The sequence below is a fragment of the Dactylosporangium sp. CA-152071 genome (assembly GCF_050936335.1).
In the GTDB taxonomy this organism is placed as follows: Bacteria; Actinomycetota; Actinomycetes; order Mycobacteriales; family Micromonosporaceae; genus Dactylosporangium; species Dactylosporangium maewongense.
The window spans coordinates 2,329,429-2,346,674 of record NZ_JBNJMZ010000001.1 but is presented as its reverse complement, the minus strand read 5'-3'; the positions used below and the strand labels follow the sequence as shown (position 1 = coordinate 2,346,674).

Below are 17,246 nucleotides of genomic sequence, written 5' to 3'. Positions count from 1 at the left end.
CGGCATCGAAACCTTTGCGAAACCCCTTTGGAGCGTGCCGCGCGGAAGCCGATGCTGGCTGTCACCCGATCGGAGGTTGTCCATGCATCGAGCCCGACGCAGATCGACGCGAATGTTCCTCGCGGTCCTGAGTCTGCTGCTGGCGTACGGCGGTGCGGTGGCGATGCCGGCAGCGGAGGCCGCCGCGGCTCCCGCCGTCTCGCTCCGCTTCCTGATGATCATCAAGCCCGTGTCGCAGGTGCCCGGCCTGACCGCCACGCTGAGCCAGGCGCAGATCGACGCGGCCCGGACCGCGTTCCTCAGCACGTTCCCGCGGATGGTCGAGGACCTCACCGGCGGCACCGTCGACATGAACACGCAGGTCGTCGTGTCGCCCCGGCCGCTCACGTCGATCGGCTACCAGGGGCTGATGGTCGAGCCGGGCAACGTGCCCGACGACGTCGCGCAGTACGTCCACCCGCAGGAATGGGACGGCGTGTTCGTCTACAACGCGTTCCGCCCGCACGCGTACTTCTCCAGCGGCTCGCCCGGCCCGTACAACACCGGCTGGACGAGCATCAACGCCCGCGACGACCTCGGCTACAACCAGGACGCGCTCGCCGGCTGGGTGCACGAGATGCTGCACCAGCTGGGGGAGCAGTTCTACTTCCAGCAGCTGCACGTGCCCGGCGAGGTCGAGGTGCACGCCGGCGAGGCGCACGGCTACAACCAGAACAGCGGTGGGCTGCCGTACTGGCTCGGCTGGTACCGCGACTACCTCAACAGCACGATCCCCGGCAACCTCGGCCTCGGCCTGAAGGCGTGGAGCCGCGGCAACCGGCGCGGTGTCGTCGACACCCCCACCGGCCAGATGATCGTCGGCGCCGGCTCGAACCGCTGCGTCGACGTCTCCGGCGGTCGCGACGCCGACGGCACGAAGGTCCAGCTGTGGGACTGCCACGGCGGCCCGGAGGTGCGCTGGCGGTGGCAGGGCGGGACCCTGGTCAACAGCAGGACCGGCAAATGCCTCGACGTGGCCGGCGGGCGCACCGCCGCGGGCACCAAGGTGCAGCTGTGGACGTGCCTGAACAACGGCGCCCAGCAGTGGCAGTTCGTCAACGGCAATCTGCGCAACCCGCAGTCCGGCAAGTGCCTGGACGCGGACGCCTGGGGGACCGCGAACGGCACGCAGCTCATCATCTGGGACTGCGGCGCCGCCCAGTCGAACCAGACCTGGCGCTTCCAGCAGTAGCGGCGATGGCCCGGCCTCCGGGGAAGAGGCCGGGCCGTCACCGGGCGAGGGCAGGCGCCGCCGACGCCGAGCCAGGGAGACCATCGAGACCTGGCTGCCGGTCCGGCGGCGGCCATCCGGGGGCGATCCCGAGCGAATCGGTGCGGGCTGGTTTGCCGCCCGAGATCCGGGTAGGGCGGCCCAAGGGCGCTACCACCCGCGAACTGCGCCCGGAGGGTCGCATCATGAAACGAGCACTGCAGGTCACGCTGGCGATCATGGTCGGATACGTGCTCGGCCGGCGGCGCAAACTGCGCATGGCGATGCTGCTCGGTGCCGCCGCGGCGGCTGGGCGATTCAGCGGCAACCCGACCGAGCTGGTGGCTCGCGGACGGAAGCTCGTCGGCGGCTCCGCGGCACTCGGCCAGCTGTCCGGTCTCGCCCGCCCGCTCGTCGACGCCGGCCGGTCGGCCGCCCGCACCGCCGTGTCGCAGCGCATCGACTCCGTCAGCGACCGGCTCCGGGAGCGCAGCGATGCGCTGCGTTCGGCGGGCCGGAAGGGCGCTCGCCGTGACGAGGACCGCGGCCGTGACGAGGACTACGACGCCGAGTTCGAGGACGAGGAGTTCGAGGAGCTGGAGGAGCCTGAGGAGGCACCGCCGCCCCGGCCCGCCGCCCGCCGATCCCGTCCGCGACAGGCGCGTGACGAGGCCACCGAAGACGAGGGCACCGAAGAGGAGCCCGAGTCCGAACCCGAGCCGCCGGTCCGCCGCCGGCGCGCCACGGCACGACGATGACCAGCGAGACGCGCGGCGCCCCCGGCGGCGGGATCGGTGCCCATCTGTCCCGGCTGCTGGTGCAGGAGCTGCAGAACTTCGCCGGCGCGCTGGGCCGCCGGGCCCTCACGGCCGTGCAGGACCGGGTCGAGGGCAAGATCGGCGACCTCACCGGCCGGCTCAACGAGTACGCCGAGCAGAGCGGCAGCCCGAAGCTGGTGGCGGCGGCGAAAGGCGCCGAGGAGCTCGCCGGTGGCGGTTCGCCGATGAAGGCGGCGGCGAAAGGCGGCCTGGCCGGTGGCTGGGCGAAGATCAAGAAGCTGTTCGGTGGCGGCCGCAGCGCGACCCGCAAGCTCAAGGTCACCAGCATCCTCGAGTGGGCCGACGTCGGCGTGCCGATCCGGGTCGCCTACAACCAGTGGACGTCGTTCGAGGAGTTCCCGAAGTTCACGAAGAAGGTCGAGAAGGTCGAACGGCAGGACGAGGACAAGCTGCACTGGCGGGCGCAGATCTTCCTGTCGCACCGCGACTGGGAGTCCAACATCGTGCTGCAGGAGCCCGACGAGCGCATCGTCTGGCGGTCCAAGGGCGCCAAGGGCTACGTCAACGGCGCCGTGTCGTTCCACGCCCTCACGCCGACCCTGACCCGGATCGTGCTCGTCCTCGAGTACTACCCGAAGGGGCTCTTCGAACGCACCGGCAACCTGTGGCGCGCACAGGGACGGCGGGCCCGGCTGGAGTTCAAGCACTTCGTGCGGCACACGATGACGCAGACGATCCTGAACCCCGACGAGGTCGATGGCTGGCGCGGCATCATCCGCGACGGTGAGGTGGTCCTGGACCACGAGACCGCCATGCAGCAGGAGCGCGAACGCGAGGAGCAGGAGCAGCAAGAGGAGCCGGACTCCGGCAAGCAGGGCGAGCGCGCCGAGGACGAGACCGGCGAGGCTGAGACCGAAGAGGGCGAGACCGAAGAGGGCGAGACCGAAGAGGGCGAGACCGAAGAGGGCGAGACCGAAGAAGGCGAGACCGAAGAAGGCGAGACCGAAGAAGGCGAGACCGAAGAAGAGGGTGACGAGACCCGGGCCGAGGCGGAAGAAGGCGGCGAGGACGAGGGCGACGAGGAGGAGGCGCCGCAGGCGCGCCCCCGGCGCCGCGCCGTGCCGCGCCGGACCGGCGCCGAGACCCGCGACCGCCGCGGCCCCGAACCCGGCGACCGTCGCAAGCGCAGCACCGCGAGGGGGTGAGCGAGCATGTCGGTCGTGCAGGCCGGTGGCGGGGGCGGGCAGTCCTCGTCGCTCGCCGACGTGATTGACACCATTCTCGACAAAGGACTGGTGATCGACGCGCACGTCAGCGTCGCGGTGGTCGGCATCGAGATCCTGACCATCAACGCGCGTGTCGTCGTCGCCAGCGTCGACACATACCTCCGGTTCGCGGAGGCGGCCAACCGGCTGGACCTGAAGTCGCAGGAAGGCAGCGGCCTGTCCGACATGGTCGGCGGCGCCAAGGGCGCGATCGCCGGGCACGCCGGAAAGCGCGCGATCGAAGGCGCCGGCGAGAAGATCCTGTCCAAGGCGGGCGACATGTTGGAGCAGATCGCCGGCCCGGGCGAAGAGGACCGCGACCGGCCGCGGCGACGCAGAGGAGGCTGACGTGGCCACCGACACCACCGCACCGCGGGTCGGCATGATGCTCTACGGCGTGGTGCCGTCGGACGTCGAGCCGACCGGCAGCGCCCAGGGCGTGGGCAGCCCGCCGGCCGACGTCACCACGGTGACCGAGGACGACCTGGCCGCGCTGGTGAGCGACGTCCCGCTCGACCGCCCGCTCGGCCGGCCCGACGACCTGACCGCCTACCAGCGGCTGCTGGACGGCACAGCGGCCGTGGCGCCGGTGCTCCCGGTCCGCTTCGGCACGGTGCTGCGCGACGCGGAGGCGATACGGCAGCTGCTGGCCGACCAGCACGACATGATCGCCCCGCTGCTCGACCGGCTCGAGGGCCGCGTGGAGTACGTGGTGCGCGGCCGGTACATCGAGGACGCCGTGCTCGCCGAGATCCTCGACACCGACTCCGACGCGCGGCAGCTGCGCGAGTACATCCAGGGACGGCCGGAACAGGAGACCACGCAGCAGCGCATGGCCCTGGGCGAGCGCATCAACGGCGCGATCGAGGCGATGCGGCAGGCCGACACCCGGACCGCCGTCGACCGGATCGGCAAGGTCGTGGAGGACCTCGTCGTGGCGGAGCCGACCCACGACCTGGACGCCGTGCACCTGCCCGTGCTGGTCGAGCAGGCGCACCGCGCCGAGTTCGACGCGGTGCTCGCCGAGCTCGCCGACGGGTGGAGCGGGCGGGTCGAGATGCGCAGCCTCGGCCCGGCGGCACCCTATGACTTCGTCAACCGGCTGGCCCTGGCCCGGGACGACTGAGCCATGGGCCTGCTCTTGACGATCCTCACGCTGCCGTTGGCGCCCGTACGAGCGGTCACCGCCATCGCGGAGCTGCTGCTGGAGCAGGCGGAGCAGGAGCTGTACAGCCCGCAGGGGCTGCGCCGGCAGCTGGAGGCGCTGGACGAGGCGGTGGCCCGCGGCGAGCTGAGCGAGGACGAGCGGCGCGCCGCCGAGCAGGAGATCCTCGACCGGGTCACCTCCCGGTCGACCGGCTGAACGACCGGAAGGCAGAAGCATGACACCCTCCAGCACCGAACCGCGCGAACGGCGGGCGAAGGCCCGTCCCGACCCGCTCCCGGCCGGCGCCATCGCCCGTCTCGCGGTCGACGAGGTCGGCCAGCTGACCGGCAAGGAGACGCTGGGCGTCGTGTCTGTCGAACCGGCCGACGACGGCGGCTGGGTCGTCGGCGTCGAGGTCGTCGAGGAGCGTCGCATCCCGTCATCGGCCGACATGCTCGGGCTGTACCTCGTCGAGCTCGACGAGGACGGCGAACTGCTGGCGTGCCACCGCGACCGCCGGTACCTGCGCGGCAGCACCGATGCGAAGGTGAGCTGACATGGTGGCCTCACAGGGGATGGGCCCCGCCCCCGCGCTCGGCACCGGACACCAGCCGACGAACCTCGCCGACATCCTCGAGCGGGTCCTGGACCGGGGTCTGGTGATCGCCGGCGACATCCAGGTCAACCTGCTCGACATCGAGCTGCTCACCCTCAAGCTGCGGCTGGTCATCGCGTCCGTCGACACGGCGCGGCAGCTCGGCATCGACTGGTGGGAGACCGATCCGTGGCTGTCCTCGTCCAACCGCAGGGCGGTCGAGCGCGGTGACGCGCGCCGCGAGGCTCTCGGACGCGACGACCGAGAGCGTGATGACCTCGGGCACGACGACCTCGGGCAGTCTGCCCAGCCGGCGGTCGAACCGGGCGGTGACCGGCGTGCGGGCCGGCCCGCGGTGGAGCCCGCGCACCAGGCGGCCGAGCCCGACCGGTACCCGGCGGACGGTGAGGCTCGTCCCCGCAGCCGCCGGCGCGGCGACGAGCGATGAGCGAGGTGGAACTGCTGTGGCGATGAGCGAGGTGGGACTTGCTGTGGCGGTGAGTGAGGTGGAGCTGCTGTGGCGGTGAGCGAGGGAGGGCTGCTGTGGCTGTACGCCGTCGCCCGCGACAGCGTGCCTGTCGAGGTCGCCGGCATCGGTGACGCACCGGTCCGCGCGGTCCACGCCGCGGGCCTCTGCGCCTTCGTCAGCACCGCACCGGCCGGGCTGTCCGACGCCGGCGCCCTGCAGGCTCGCCTGGAGGACGCGGAATGGGTGGCGCGGACCGCGGTGGAGCACCACCGGGTCGTGGCGGCGCTCGCCTCGGCCGCCCCGGTCGTGCCCGCGGGGCTCGCCACGGTGTGCCGCGACGAGGCCCGCATCACCGCGACCCTCGTCCGGCACGCCGCCGGGCTCACCGGTGCGCTGGACCGCGTGACCGGGCGGACCGAGTGGGGCGTCAAGGGGTACGTGCGCGGCGGCCCGGCGCCCGTGCCCGAGACCAGGGCGGGCGGGGCGGGCACCGCATACCTGGAGCGCCGCCGCGCCGAACTGTCGGCCCGCGACCGGCGCCACGACGAGGCGGCCCGCGACGCGGACGCGGCCCACGCCGAGCTGGCCCGCCGGGCGGACGGGGCGCACCGGCACGCGCCGCAGGACCGGCGGCTGACCGGCGAACCGGAGGCGATGGTGCTCAACGGCGCATACCTGGTGCCCAACGAGCGGGCCGCGGCGTTCGCGACGGCCGTCGACGCCCTCGCCGCCCGGTACCCAACGATCACGCTGCGGCTCACGGGGCCGTGGCCGCCGTACTCGTTCGTCCCCGCGCTCGGCGCGGAACCGTCGGACCCGGACCGCGTGCCGGGTGACGCCCCCGTGCACGCCGGCGGACCCGCGTGAGCGACGCCGTCCACTCGCGCGAGGTCGCCCTCGTCGACCTGCTCGACCGGGTGCTGACCACCGGGGTCGTCGTCGCCGGCGACGTCACGATCGCCATCGCCGAGGTCGACCTGGTCCGCGTGTCGCTGCGCGCCCTGGTCTCGTCGGTCTCGACCGCGTCCGGCGGCACGGTCGGCGGCACGGTCGGCGGCACGGTCGGCGGCACGGTCGGCGGCGCGGTCGAAGGCACGGTCGAAGGCACGGTCGAAGGCACGGTCGAAGGCACGGTCGAAGGCACGGTCAGCGGCATGGTCCCAGAAGGGAGGGGGTCACGGTGAACGACCTTCCCCGGGACGGGCGGATCGACCTCGACCGCGACTCCGTCGAACGCGGATTCGCCTCGCTCGTGCTCACCGTCGTGGAGCTGCTGCGCCAGCTCGTCGAACGGCAGGCGCTGCGCCGGGTCGACGTGGGCGACCTCTCCGCGGAGCAGGTGGAGCGGATCGGGCTCACGCTCATGGCGCTCGAGGAACGCATGGCCGAGCTCCGCGAGCACTTCGGCCTGCGCCCCGAGGACCTCAACATCGACCTCGGCCCACTCGGCCCGCTGCTGCCCCGCGACTGACCGGTGCGCCTGCTACGCCGCGCTTCCGGCCAGGAGTGACTCCAGCAGGGCGGTGATGCGCGCGGTCAGCGCCTCGGGCGTGGTGCCGAGCTGCACGCACCGCCCCTCCAGGGGTCCGTCCAGCCACAGCGTCACGATGCCGATCGCGAGCGCCCAGACGGCGGCCACGAGGGGCTCCGGGTCGCCGGCCGGGGCCGAGCCCTCGCGCTGGCAGTCCTGCACGGTCTCGGTGAGCAGCTGGATCGCCGCCTCGCCGGCGTGGGCGGCCTCGGGCACCTGCGGCGAGGTGGACAGCTCGCTGCGCAGCATCAGGTGCAGGTGGCCGGGGTGCTCGCGGGCGAAGGCGACATACGCCTCCAGGGTCGCGCCGAGCCCGCGCACCGCGGTGGGCGCCGCCTCACGGGCCGCCCGCAGGCGCTCCAGCAGCAGCTGATGACCCTGCACCGCGATCGCGGCGAAGAGCGCGGAGCGGTCCGGGAAGTGGTGGTACGGCGCGCCCGGGCTCACCCCCGCGTCGCGGGCCACCCGGCGCAGGCTCACCGCGGCGATGCCCTCCGCCTCGATGAGCGCCACGCAGGCGGCGAGCAGCGCGTCACGAAGGCCGCCGTGGTGGTAGCTGGCTCGGGTCTGCGGCATCGGCACCCTCCGACTGTAGGCGGTTGACGCCGGCCACCGAAGCCGACTATACAGTGCTTAGATTCTAAACGGCGCTTAGATCGGGGTTCGTCGTGTCGAAGGGAACGGTGCTCGTCACCGGCGCCACCGGCTTCATCGCCGGGCACTGCATCGAGGAGCTGCTCACCCACGGGTACGCCGTGCGGGGGACGGTCCGCGACCCGGCCACCGCCGACGTCGCCCACCTGCGGGAGATCGCCGAGCGGACCGGCGGCGCGTTCGAGGTCGTCCGGGCGAGCCTCGACGCCGACGCCGGGTGGGCCGAGGCGGTCGCCGGCTGCACGGCCGTCTGGCACGTCGCCTCGCCCAACCCGCCGTCGGCGCCGCGCACCGAGGACGAGGTCGTCCGGCCGGCCGTCGACGGCACCGTGCGGGTGCTGCGCGCCACCGCCGCGTCGGGCACGGTCCGGCGGGTCGTGCTCACGTCGTCCATCGACGCCATCCGCCACGACCACGGCACCGCCGGCCAGGTGTTCACCGAGGAGGACTGGCCCGACGCATCCGGCGCAGGCGCCTACCCGAAGAGCAAGGTGCTCGCCGAACGGGCCGCGTGGGCGATCGCCCGCGAGCACGGCCTGGAGCTCGTCGCCGTCAACCCGGGGCTGGTCCTCGGCCCGCTCCAGCGGCCGATGCGCACCACGTCCGCCGAGGTGATCCGGCTGCTGCTCAGCCGCGGGATGCCGGCCGTGCCGCGGCTGGGCTTCGCCGTCGTCGACGTCCGCGACGTGGCGCGGGCGCACCGGCTGGCCATGGAGACGCCCGCGGCCGCCGGCAACCGGTACATCGTCGCCGGCGAGCACCGCTGGATGGAGGAGATCGCGGCGGTCCTCGCCGCCGAGTTCGGCCCGCAGGGCTACCGCGTGCCGACCGCCCGCATGCCGCGCTGGCTCATGTGGACGGTCGCCCGCTTCGACCGGACAATCCGTCTGGCGTTGGGTTACGTCGGCGTGCCGGCCCTCGTCAGCGCGGAGAAGGCCGCCGGCGAGCTCGGCTGGACTCCCCGCCCCGCGAAGGAATCCATCGTCGAGATGGCCGACAGCCTGATCCGGCACGGCATCGTCCGGCCGGGCCGGCCCGCGAGAAACGGCCCGGCCCGGCAGAGTGTCAGTTGACGAGCAGGAAGTTGTCCACGGAGGAGGCCGACACCCAGCGGCGGCCGTACGCCTCCGGGTTGTTGAAGTTGTACTCCTCCAGGAACACCATCCCACCGTCCACACCGGACACCCAGGCGACGTGCCCGTACTGGCCGCCGTTCCACTGCGCGATCGCGCCCGGCGCAGCGGTGTGGCTGATCGCGCCGCCGTACTTCGCCGTGGCCTCGTCCCAGTTCTTGGCGTTGTAGTAGTTGATGCCGTTGAAGTTCGGTGGCTTGCGGGAGTAGTACTTGTCGACCCGTGAGGCCACGAACGACGTGCACTGCTTCTTCACGAACTCGTACGGGTCCAGGTACGGGAACCAGTAGTCGGCCCACGGGTAGTCGTCGACCGGCCCGAACGCGATCACGGAGCCGCTGCGGCCGCCGTACTTGCCGAACCGGTCCGCCACGACGCGGTACTCGTAGCAGCCGGTCGTGTAGCTCACCGTCGACGTCGTGCCGGTGATCATCATCTTGATGGTCTGCCACCCGCCGCCGCGGCACGCCCGGGCCTCGATGGAGTACCCGGTCGCGTTCGCGGCCGCGCTCCAGGCGACCGTCACCGTCGACACCGAGGTGCTGGTCGACGTCGGGTACGCCCGCACGCCGCCGGGCGTGCCCGGCGTGATGATGGTGAGCGTCGCCGAAGACACGTTGGAGTTGCCGCTGAGCCCGGCGAGGTTCTCCGCCCGCAGCATGAACTCGTAGGTGCGGCCCGGCGTCAGCAGGCTCATCGTGAACGTGCAACAGGTGGTGACCGGGTACGCGGCACGGGTCCACGCCGAGGTCCCCGCATAGCGGTAGTAGATCCAGTAGTACACATTGGACGGACTCGACGCGGTCCAGCTGAGGCGCACCGCGGTGTCGCCCTGCGCCGCCGCGCTCAGGCTGCCCGGCGCGGTCGGCAGCGGCGGCATCGGCCGGGCACCCGCGGCCACCGACGGCGCCGAGTCACCGGCGAGGTTCGTGGCCCGCAGCCGGAACTCGTAGTACGTGCCGTTCGTCAGGTACGTCACCGTGAACGTGCAGCACGTCGACAGCGGGTACTCCAGGCGCTGCCAGGTGCCGCCGGCGGGGCGGTACTCGACCCAGTAGTAGACGTTCGGGGTGCTCGACGCCGTCCAGCGCAGTGTGATCCGCCCGTCGCCGACCGCCGCGGTCAGCCCGGTCGGTGCGGCGGGCAGCGGCGGCAGCGGCCGGGCACTGGCCACATTGGACGCCGGGCTGTCGCCGGAGACGTTGTTGGCCCGGACCCGGAACTCGTACGTGGTGCCGTTGGCGAGCAGCCCGACGGTGTACGCGCAGCACGTCGTCACCGGGTACTGCAGGCGCTGCCAGGTGCCGCCGGCGGGGCGGTACTCGACCCAGTAGTAGACGTTCGCGGTGCCCGAGGCCGTCCAGCGCAGCGTCACCTGCCCGTCCCCGGCGGTCGCGCTCAGCCCGCTCGGGGCCTTCGGTAGCCCGCCGGTCGACGTGGCCCGCGCGGTCGCGGACGCCGGGCCCTCGCCGCCCTGGTTCTCGCCGGTGACCTTGAACTCGTAGACGTGCCCGTTGACCAGCGGGCCCCACGACGCCGACGTCTTGTCGGTCGGCAGCCCCGACTTCGCGAACGCGGCGCCGGCGGTCACGTCCCGGTAGTACACCCAGTAGTACAGGCTCGGCGCGGGCGCGTCCCAGTCGAGGTCGATCGTGCCGTCACCGGCCGCGATCGCCGTCAACCCGGTCGGCGCCGGCGGCGGCGAGAACCGTGCCGTGGCGCGGGCCGTCGCCGACGCCGGGCCCTCGCCGGCGGAGTTCGCGGCGGTCACCGTGAACTCGTAGACGTGGTTGTGGGTGAGGTATCCGGCGGTGAACGACAGCGCGGTCGTCGGCAGCGACAGGCGGGTCATCGCGCCGCCGGCGGTCACGTCCCGCATCGCGATCCAGTAGTACAGGTCGGGTCCGGCCGACGCCCACGACAGGCCGATCTGGCCGTCGCTGCGGGTCGTCGCGGTCACCCCGGTCACCTGCGGCGGCAGCGGCAGGTTCGGCGTGGACCGCACCAGGTTCGTCGGCCCGGACTCGCCGCCGGCCGCCACCGAGGTCACCTTGAACTCGTACTGGTGCCCGTTGGCCAGATACCCGGCGGTCATCGTGCAGCACGTCGAGATCGGGATCGGCAGCTGCTGGAACGTGGCCTCACCGGCGGTCACGTCGCGCTGGTACACCCAGTACCACACGTCCGGCGTGGGGCTGGTGTCCCAGGTGAGCTGCACCTGCCCGTTGCCGGCGACCGCGCGCAGGTTCGCGGGCGCGGCCGGTGCCGGGTAGACGGCGGTCGCCTGGGCCAGGTTCGACGGCGGCGAGTCGCCGCCGAGGTTGTTCGCGACGATCTTGAACTCGTAGCGGTGGTTGTGCGCGAGGTACCCCGCGGTCAGGGTGAGCGCGGTCGTCGGCAGCGGCAGCTTCGTGAAGTCGGCCTCGCCGTTGGTCACGTCCCGCTGGTACACCCAGAAGTAGACGTTGCTCGCGGTGCTGGTCCAGTCGAGCTTGATGGTGCCGTCGCCCTGCGCCGTGGCGGTCAGGTTCGCCGGCGCGGGCGGCACGGTGTAGTGCACGGTCGCCGTGGCCGACGTGGAGTACGGGGACTTCCCGCCGCCGTGCGAGGCGGTGACCACGAACTCGTACTGGTGGTCGTTGGTCAGCCACGCGATGGTCGCCGTCGTGTCGGCCGGGGTCGGGTCGCTCACCTCGACGTAGTCGGTCTCGCCGGCGGTCAGGTCGCGGCGGGACACGTCGTAGCGCCACGCGTTCGGCACCGCCGACCACGCCAGGTTCACGGAGCCGTCGCTCTGCGGGACGGCGGTGAGCCCGGCCGGCGCGGCCGGTGGCGCGATCGTCATCAGCACGCTACGCACCGGCGACGCCGGCCCCTCGCCGTTGGCGTTGCGGGCGGCCACCTTGAACTCGTACGTGTGCGCGGTCTTGAACCCGCCGAGCGTCGCGCTCGCGGTGGTGGGCTGGCCGACCCGCGCGAAGTGGGTCTGCCCGGCGGTGACGTCCCGCTGATACACCACATAGGACGGACTGCTGCCGGGCCACGACAGCGCGACCGTGCCGGCGCTGGACGCGGTCGCCGTCAGCGACGCCGGCGCGGCCGGGACCGTCGCCGGGTCGGGCACCGGCCGCGGCCACGCGATGTCGGCGAAGCGCGGGCGGTAGATGCGGGCGTCGTCGTAGAGGTCCCCGTCGTTGAGGGAGTTCACGTTGTACGACACCAGCAGCTTCCCGGACGGCGCCAGCTCCGGGTGCACGTGGGCGTCGTAGACGATGACCCCCGACTGGTTCGCCGGCTCCGGCGCGGTCAGCAGGTCGACCGGGCCGCTGAACGGGCCCCATGGGTTGCTGGCCGTGTAGGCGACGACCTGGGCGTTGAACACCACATTGCTCTCGACCGTGACGAGGACCCACTGGCCGCCGAGCTTCTGCACGCCGTACGCGGTGCCGACACCGGACAGCGGCAGCCGTGCGGAGCTCGCCGCGCTCGCCGACCAGCCGGTGCCGTTCCAGAACTCCCACGGCCCGCTCAGGCCGCCGGCCGGGACCCGGGCGAGGCGGGCGAAGCGCATCGCGTCGGCGGGCACGTAGTCAGAGCCGTAGATGTACGTGAAGCCGCCGTCAGTCACCAGCTGCGCGCCCCAGGTGACGGCGCTGCCGACCGACGGGGTCAGGTCGGTGACCCCGGTCAGCGCGAGCGACGGCAGCGCGAACGTCGCCAGCACCGTGCCGCTGAGCGCCACGTCGAGGCTCCCCGTGCCGGTGCGGCGGTAGCGGTTGTAGACCACCCGCAGGTTCGATCCTTCGACCTCGCCGTCGCCGACCCAGTAGAACTGCCCGTCGGCCGTCTGCGGCAGCAGCGCCTGCGGCGCGCTCGCGGTGCCGCCGGTCAGGGTCGTGGTCAGCGCGCTGCCGTCCTGCACCACCATCGAGTTGTTGATGAACGGCGAGCTGCGCGGGCGGCTGTGGTCGGCGTTGACGGTGCCGAGCAGCGTGTCGGAGAACAGCCACACGATCCGGCCGTCGGGCAGCAGGACCGACGCCGTGCTGTCCGCCCCGCTCCACCTCCCGCTGGTGTCGCCGTAGGCGTTGAACGCGGTGGTCAGCTGGGTGCCCGTCATGCCGCCGACGGGCGGCGCGGCGGACGCGGGCGTGCGGTCGGGCAGCACGTAGAGCAGCGCTGCGACCAGCAGCAGGACAGTCAGGCGGGCGCGCATGGTGCATGTATAGCGTTACATGGATGAATGGGTTACCCCGTGGTAACAAAGCGGGGCAAACCGGCGGGGTCAGCGCTCCAACGTTTGGAGCACGCGCTCGGCCGTCTGCCGCGTCTCGTCGTCGAACAGGACGAGCCGGAGCAGCTCGACGCCGGCCGGCGCCGTGCGCATGCCCGCGAGGGCCTGCACGACGGCGTCCTCCTTCGGCCACCGGTACACGCCGGAAGAGATCAACGGGAAGGCCACCGACGCCGCGCCCAGCCCGCCGGCGACCTCCAGCGAGCGCTCGTAGCAGCCCCGCAGCAGCGCCGACCGGTCCTCGGTCGCGCTCCACACCGGCCCGACCGTGTGGATCACCCACCGGGCGGGGAGGCGCCCGGCGGTCGTCGCGACGGCCTGCCCGACCGGCAGCCCCCGCCCGTACCGGCTGGCCCGCAGCGCGCGGCACTCCTCGAGGATCGCGGGCCCGCCCTTGCGGTGGATCGCGCCGTCCACCCCGCCGCCGCCAAGCAGCGACGTGTTCGCCGCGTTGACGATGGCGTCCACCCGCTCGGCGGTGATGTCACCCGTGACCAGCTCGATCCGCATGCCGCCCATTGTCCACTAGGGTCGGTGGATGGACTGCTACTCGTGCCGCCAGGACGGACAGGCGGCCGCGCCGCCGCGCGAGCGCATCGCCGCCGACGAGCACTGGCGGGCCGCCCACTGCTTCGACACGAGCCTGCCGGGCTGGCTGGTGCTGGTGCCCCGCCGGCACGTGACGACGGTCGCCGACCTGACCGACGCGGAGGCGGCGGGACTCGGCCTCTGGCAGGTCCGGCTGTCGCGGGCGCTGACGGCGGTGACCGGATGCGTGAAGACCTACGTGGTGCAGTTCGCCGAGAAGGAGGGCTTCGCCCACGTGCACTTCCACATCGTGCCGCGGATGTCCGACCAGCCCGACGACCGCCGCGGCCCGCGCGTCTTCGGCTCCCTGGGCGTGCCCGAGGAGGAGCGGGTCAGCGAGCGGCGGCAGGACGAGCTGGCGTCGGCGCTGCGGGCCCACCTTTAGCCGATCCGCTCCAGCTCGTTGGTGTAGTCGCCGTCGGGGCCGTACTGGATGAGCTTCGTCGCCTCGCACACGTACCGTTCGGGCTTCACGGCGAGCGTGCCCTTGCCGCTGTTGTTGCGCTTGCCGTTGCGGTCGATGACCCAGCTGATCTCGCCCGAAAGTCCACTGAGGACGACCGCGCCGTCGAGGATGCGGTAGTTGCCGGTGACCACGCCGCGGAACGTCTCGGTCCAGCTCGCCCCGTCGAACGTGGCCTTGTAGGGCTGCGAGGCGTTGGCGTCGTAGGACATGCGCCCGGCGCCGTCGAACTCCTGCACGATGCCGGCGCCCCCACTGAACTGCTGCCGCTTCGAGCCGTTGTTGACGTGGATCTCGCTGCTCGTCTGCCGCCACCGCCCGACCAGGCACGGGTCCAGCCCGGCCGCCACGCTCACGGTCGGCGACGGCGACACCGACGGAGACGGGGACGCCGAGGGCGTTGGCAGGACCGCCGGAAGCGCGGCGGCCCGCACCCCGTCCGGCCGCTGCGACCACGCATAGGCACCGCCACCACCACCGGCGAGCAGGAGCAGCACCGCGGCGCCACCGGCCAGCAGCAGCCGCCCTTTGTCGCGTTTTCGCTGATGTACCGGCGGAGCCGGCTGGACACCCGTTACCCCCGCGACGCCGGAAGTCTGGATCGCGGCCTGCTCTGCCCACCCAGCAGCCGCTCCGGTCCCCGCGCCGCCGGCGCCACGTTCGACCGGTACGGGCGCTGCCGGCGTGACGGGTACGGGCGCTGCCGGCGTGACGGGTACGGGCGCTGCCGGCGTGACGGGTACGGGCGCTGGCGGTGTGACAGGTACGGGCGCTGTCGTGGCCGGTTGGTCGAAGCCGCGCAGGCTTCCCTCCGCCACCGCCAGCTCCGGCTGGTCCACCACCACCGGCGGGATCCCCAGCGCCTGGTCCAGGGCGGCCGCCACGGCCGGCATCCGGCTCGACCCGCCCGCCAGGAACACCGCCGCCAGCGACGAGATCGGCTGCCCCGCGACGGCGAGCACCTCCACGCTCGTGCCGACGGTCCGCCGCAGCACCGGCTCCGCCAGCCGCCCGAGGGTGTCCCGGTCCAGCGGCACCTCCACGTTGAACAGCGGCAGGTGCACCAGCGTCGACGGCAGCCGCGACAGCATCTCCTTCGCCGTCCGCACGTTGTCCCACACCTGCTGCGTCACGCGCCGGTCGAGGGCGTCCTTGGGGTTGGCGAGGCGCGGCCAGTACCCCTGCGGATCCGGCACGACGTCCCGCAGGTGCGCGAAGACCGCCGCGTCGACGTCGAGGCCGCCGGTGTCGTCCAGCCCGAGCGTCGCGAGCAGCTCGAACCCGCCCTCCGTGCGCCGCACCACCGACGCGTCGAACGTGCCGGCGCCGAAGTCGTACACGAGCGCCGTGCCGCCCACGGGCACCCGGTGCCCCGCCACGTCGGCGAAGTAGTGCGCCGCCGCGACGGGCTCAGCAACCAGCCGCGCCCCCGCCGGCGCCGCGCCGAGCAGCACCTGCCGCCGCCGCTCACCCCACGCCGCGGGGCACGTGACCACGACGTCGGTCAGCGGCCCGCCCGACATCCCCGCCGCCTCCGCGACCGCCCGGTCCAGCACCGCCTCGAACAGCCGCGGGACGGGCACCTCCGCGTCGCCGAGCAGCACCGCCGCCTCGTCGACGCGGCGCTTCGGGTTGGGCTCCAGCCTGCCCGGGCTCGCCATCCCGAGGTGCAGCGCGTCCCGCCCCACGACCAGCCCGCCGCCCTCGTCCAGGCACACCGCCGACGGCATCAGCGGCGATCCGTCGAAGAGCAGCGGCCGCGGCTCCCGACCGTCCACCGCCAGCACCGCCACCGTCGTCGACGTCCCGAAGTCGATCCCCAACCGCGTCACGCCCCACACGGTACTGATCGCCGTCACCGTCTCGGCAACGCCCGTGATCCCGTGCGGTTCCGGACAACGGTTCGGGATCACGGAAATCCGGCAACCGGCCCGCTTCGGCGTGGCGCCACGCCGGACGGTCGCGCGGGCCGGTCCGGGCGGGGCATGCTGGAGCGCATGACGGAGCCGGACGCCCCCAGTACCGCACGAATGATCGACTACTGGCTCGGCGGCAGCGACCACCTGCCGGTCGACGTCGCCGCCGCGCAGGCGTTCGAGTCGGCGTACGGGCCGTGCGCCGACATCTTCCGCTCGCTGCGCGTGTTCTCCGGCCGGGCGGTGCGCCACCTCGCCGCCGAAGGCATCGACCGGTTCCTCGTCTTCGGCGCCGGCATCCCCACCCGCGGCAACGTCCACGAGAACGCCCCCGGCGCCCGCGTCCTCTACACCGACATCGACCCGCACATCGTCGCCGCCGGCGGCAGCCTCGTCGCCGGGCTCCCGGACGTCGGCTACACGCTCGGCGACGCCACGGATCTCGACGGCATCGACCCCGACGCCCGCGCCCGGGTGCTCGACGGCAGCCCGGTCGCCCTGGTGTTCCTGGGCCTGGCCGCGTTCCTCGACGACGCGACCCTGGCCCGCGCCCTCGACGCGATGCACGACGCCGTCCCGGACGGCAGCCGCCTCGCGTTCGACTTCGACAGCACCGAGCTCGAGTCGTTCCCGCAGGCCCTGGCGATGATGGGCCCCGGCTTCCACATGCGCGCCCCCGCCCGCTTCGCCGACCTGCTGGGCCCCTGGAGCACCACATCCGACGGCATCGTGCCCGTCGCCCTGTGGCGCCCCGACGGCGACCCCGAGCAGGTCCCCGACGCCTTCTGGGGCGGCCTAGCCACCAAGCCCTGACGCCGCCTCCTCCGCCCCTTCGGTGGGGCTCTCGATACTGACGGCGGCCTCGGACCGCTCCCGCGTCCGGTGCGTCCGTCGTCCGTCGTCCCGCGCACGCACCGCTCCTCGCGTCCGGCGCCCCGTACTTGCGCCCCGCACCCGTACCCGTACCCCGTGCCTGTGCCCCCGCCGCCCGTGCCCGTGCCCCCGTGCCAGCGCCCGTGCCCCCGTGCCCGCACCCGTACCCCGCGCCCGCGCCCGTGCCCCGTGCCCCGTGCCTCGTGCCCCCGCGCCCGTACCCTGTGCCCGCGCCCACGCCCGTGCCCCTCGCCAGGCGCCGCTCTCTGCTCCCTGCTCCCTGCTCCCCG

General features: G+C 73.2%; 18 protein-coding genes. 14 read left to right on the top strand and 4 right to left on the bottom strand.

What is annotated here, in order from left to right:
* The first annotated feature begins 112 nt into the window (after window positions 1–112).
* The 11 genes from ACQEVZ_RS10300 to ACQEVZ_RS10250 all read left to right on the top strand — a co-directional run bounded on the left by ACQEVZ_RS10300 (window position 113) and on the right by ACQEVZ_RS10250 (window position 6,975).
* The gene (locus ACQEVZ_RS10300; RefSeq protein ID WP_433364527.1) at window positions 113–1,231 is read left to right on the top strand and encodes an RICIN domain-containing protein; all 1,119 of its coding nucleotides are present in this window, start codon (window positions 113–115) and stop codon (window positions 1,229–1,231) included.
* A gap of 224 nt (window positions 1,232–1,455) precedes the next feature.
* Window positions 1,456–2,007 carry a hypothetical protein gene (locus ACQEVZ_RS10295; RefSeq protein ID WP_344509635.1) on the top strand — a complete coding sequence of 184 codons (552 nt, stop codon included), beginning with the start codon at window positions 1,456–1,458 and terminating at the stop codon, window positions 2,005–2,007.
* A complete protein-coding gene (locus ACQEVZ_RS10290; RefSeq protein ID WP_433364523.1) occupies window positions 2,004–3,233 on the top strand; it encodes an SRPBCC family protein in 1,230 nt (409 codons plus the stop codon). The genes ACQEVZ_RS10295 and ACQEVZ_RS10290 overlap by 4 nt, the downstream gene beginning before the upstream one ends.
* Window positions 3,234–3,239: 6 nt before the next feature.
* Window positions 3,240–3,641, top strand: coding sequence for a gas vesicle protein GvpJ (gvpJ, locus tag ACQEVZ_RS10285; protein ID WP_433364520.1), 402 nt, complete (start codon window positions 3,240–3,242; stop codon window positions 3,639–3,641).
* A 1-nt stretch (window position 3,642) separates the two neighbouring features.
* Window positions 3,643–4,419, top strand: a complete 777-nt coding sequence (locus ACQEVZ_RS10280; protein WP_433364517.1) for a GvpL/GvpF family gas vesicle protein — start codon at window positions 3,643–3,645, stop codon at window positions 4,417–4,419.
* 3 nt (window positions 4,420–4,422) lie between these two features.
* Window positions 4,423–4,656 carry a gas vesicle protein GvpG gene (locus ACQEVZ_RS10275; RefSeq protein ID WP_344509641.1) on the top strand — a complete coding sequence of 78 codons (234 nt, stop codon included), beginning with the start codon at window positions 4,423–4,425 and terminating at the stop codon, window positions 4,654–4,656.
* A gap of 19 nt (window positions 4,657–4,675) precedes the next feature.
* The gene (gene gvpO / locus ACQEVZ_RS10270) at window positions 4,676–4,996 is read left to right on the top strand and encodes a gas vesicle protein GvpO (protein WP_433364513.1); all 321 of its coding nucleotides are present in this window, start codon (window positions 4,676–4,678) and stop codon (window positions 4,994–4,996) included.
* A 1-nt stretch (window position 4,997) separates the two neighbouring features.
* A complete protein-coding gene (locus ACQEVZ_RS10265) occupies window positions 4,998–5,483 on the top strand; it encodes a gas vesicle protein (protein ID WP_433364510.1) in 486 nt (161 codons plus the stop codon).
* 69 nt (window positions 5,484–5,552) lie between these two features.
* Window positions 5,553–6,371: a GvpL/GvpF family gas vesicle protein gene (locus tag ACQEVZ_RS10260; protein WP_433364507.1), complete on the top strand. Its 819-nt coding sequence runs from the start codon at window positions 5,553–5,555 to the stop codon at window positions 6,369–6,371.
* Entirely contained in the window at window positions 6,368–6,688 is a 321-nt protein-coding gene (locus tag ACQEVZ_RS10255; RefSeq protein ID WP_433364504.1) for a gas vesicle protein, read from the top strand. The genes ACQEVZ_RS10260 and ACQEVZ_RS10255 overlap by 4 nt, the downstream gene beginning before the upstream one ends.
* A complete protein-coding gene (locus ACQEVZ_RS10250; protein ID WP_344509651.1) occupies window positions 6,685–6,975 on the top strand; it encodes a gas vesicle protein K in 291 nt (96 codons plus the stop codon). Before ACQEVZ_RS10255 ends, ACQEVZ_RS10250 begins: the two co-directional genes overlap by 4 nt.
* A gap of 12 nt (window positions 6,976–6,987) precedes the next feature.
* Here the strand turns inward: ACQEVZ_RS10250 and ACQEVZ_RS10245 are convergent, their stop codons facing one another.
* Window positions 6,988–7,611 carry a TetR/AcrR family transcriptional regulator gene (locus tag ACQEVZ_RS10245; protein ID WP_433376710.1) on the bottom strand — a complete coding sequence of 208 codons (624 nt, stop codon included), beginning with the start codon at window positions 7,609–7,611 and terminating at the stop codon, window positions 6,988–6,990.
* Window positions 7,612–7,703: 92 nt separating this feature from the next.
* Here ACQEVZ_RS10245 and ACQEVZ_RS10240 point away from each other — a divergent pair, with 92 nt between their 5' ends.
* Complete coding sequence (locus ACQEVZ_RS10240; protein ID WP_433364501.1) at window positions 7,704–8,762, top strand: NAD-dependent epimerase/dehydratase family protein; 1,059 nt, start codon at window positions 7,704–7,706, stop codon at window positions 8,760–8,762.
* Here the strand turns inward: ACQEVZ_RS10240 and ACQEVZ_RS10235 are convergent.
* Both ACQEVZ_RS10235 and ACQEVZ_RS10230 read right to left on the bottom strand, forming a co-directional pair.
* On the bottom strand, window positions 8,755–13,038 hold the full coding sequence (locus tag ACQEVZ_RS10235; RefSeq protein WP_433364499.1) for a fibronectin type III domain-containing protein: 4,284 nt from the start codon (window positions 13,036–13,038) through the stop codon (window positions 8,755–8,757). The genes ACQEVZ_RS10240 and ACQEVZ_RS10235 overlap by 8 nt on opposite strands.
* A gap of 69 nt (window positions 13,039–13,107) precedes the next feature.
* Window positions 13,108–13,626 (bottom strand): O-acetyl-ADP-ribose deacetylase, encoded by a 519-nt coding sequence (locus ACQEVZ_RS10230; protein ID WP_433364496.1) that lies wholly within the window; start codon window positions 13,624–13,626, stop codon window positions 13,108–13,110.
* A gap of 28 nt (window positions 13,627–13,654) precedes the next feature.
* Between ACQEVZ_RS10230 and ACQEVZ_RS10225 the strand changes: the two genes are divergently transcribed.
* Entirely contained in the window at window positions 13,655–14,089 is a 435-nt protein-coding gene (locus tag ACQEVZ_RS10225) for an HIT family protein (RefSeq protein WP_433364493.1), read from the top strand.
* On the opposite strand, the gene ACQEVZ_RS10220 is transcribed toward ACQEVZ_RS10225, so the two are convergent.
* Window positions 14,086–15,999, bottom strand: a complete 1,914-nt coding sequence (locus ACQEVZ_RS10220) for an Hsp70 family protein (RefSeq protein ID WP_433364490.1) — start codon at window positions 15,997–15,999, stop codon at window positions 14,086–14,088. The genes ACQEVZ_RS10225 and ACQEVZ_RS10220 overlap by 4 nt on opposite strands.
* 165 nt (window positions 16,000–16,164) lie before the next feature.
* Here ACQEVZ_RS10220 and ACQEVZ_RS10215 point away from each other — a divergent pair, with 165 nt between their 5' ends.
* Window positions 16,165–16,896 (top strand): SAM-dependent methyltransferase, encoded by a 732-nt coding sequence (locus tag ACQEVZ_RS10215; RefSeq protein ID WP_433364487.1) that lies wholly within the window; start codon window positions 16,165–16,167, stop codon window positions 16,894–16,896.
* Window positions 16,897–17,246: the final 350 nt, after the last annotated feature.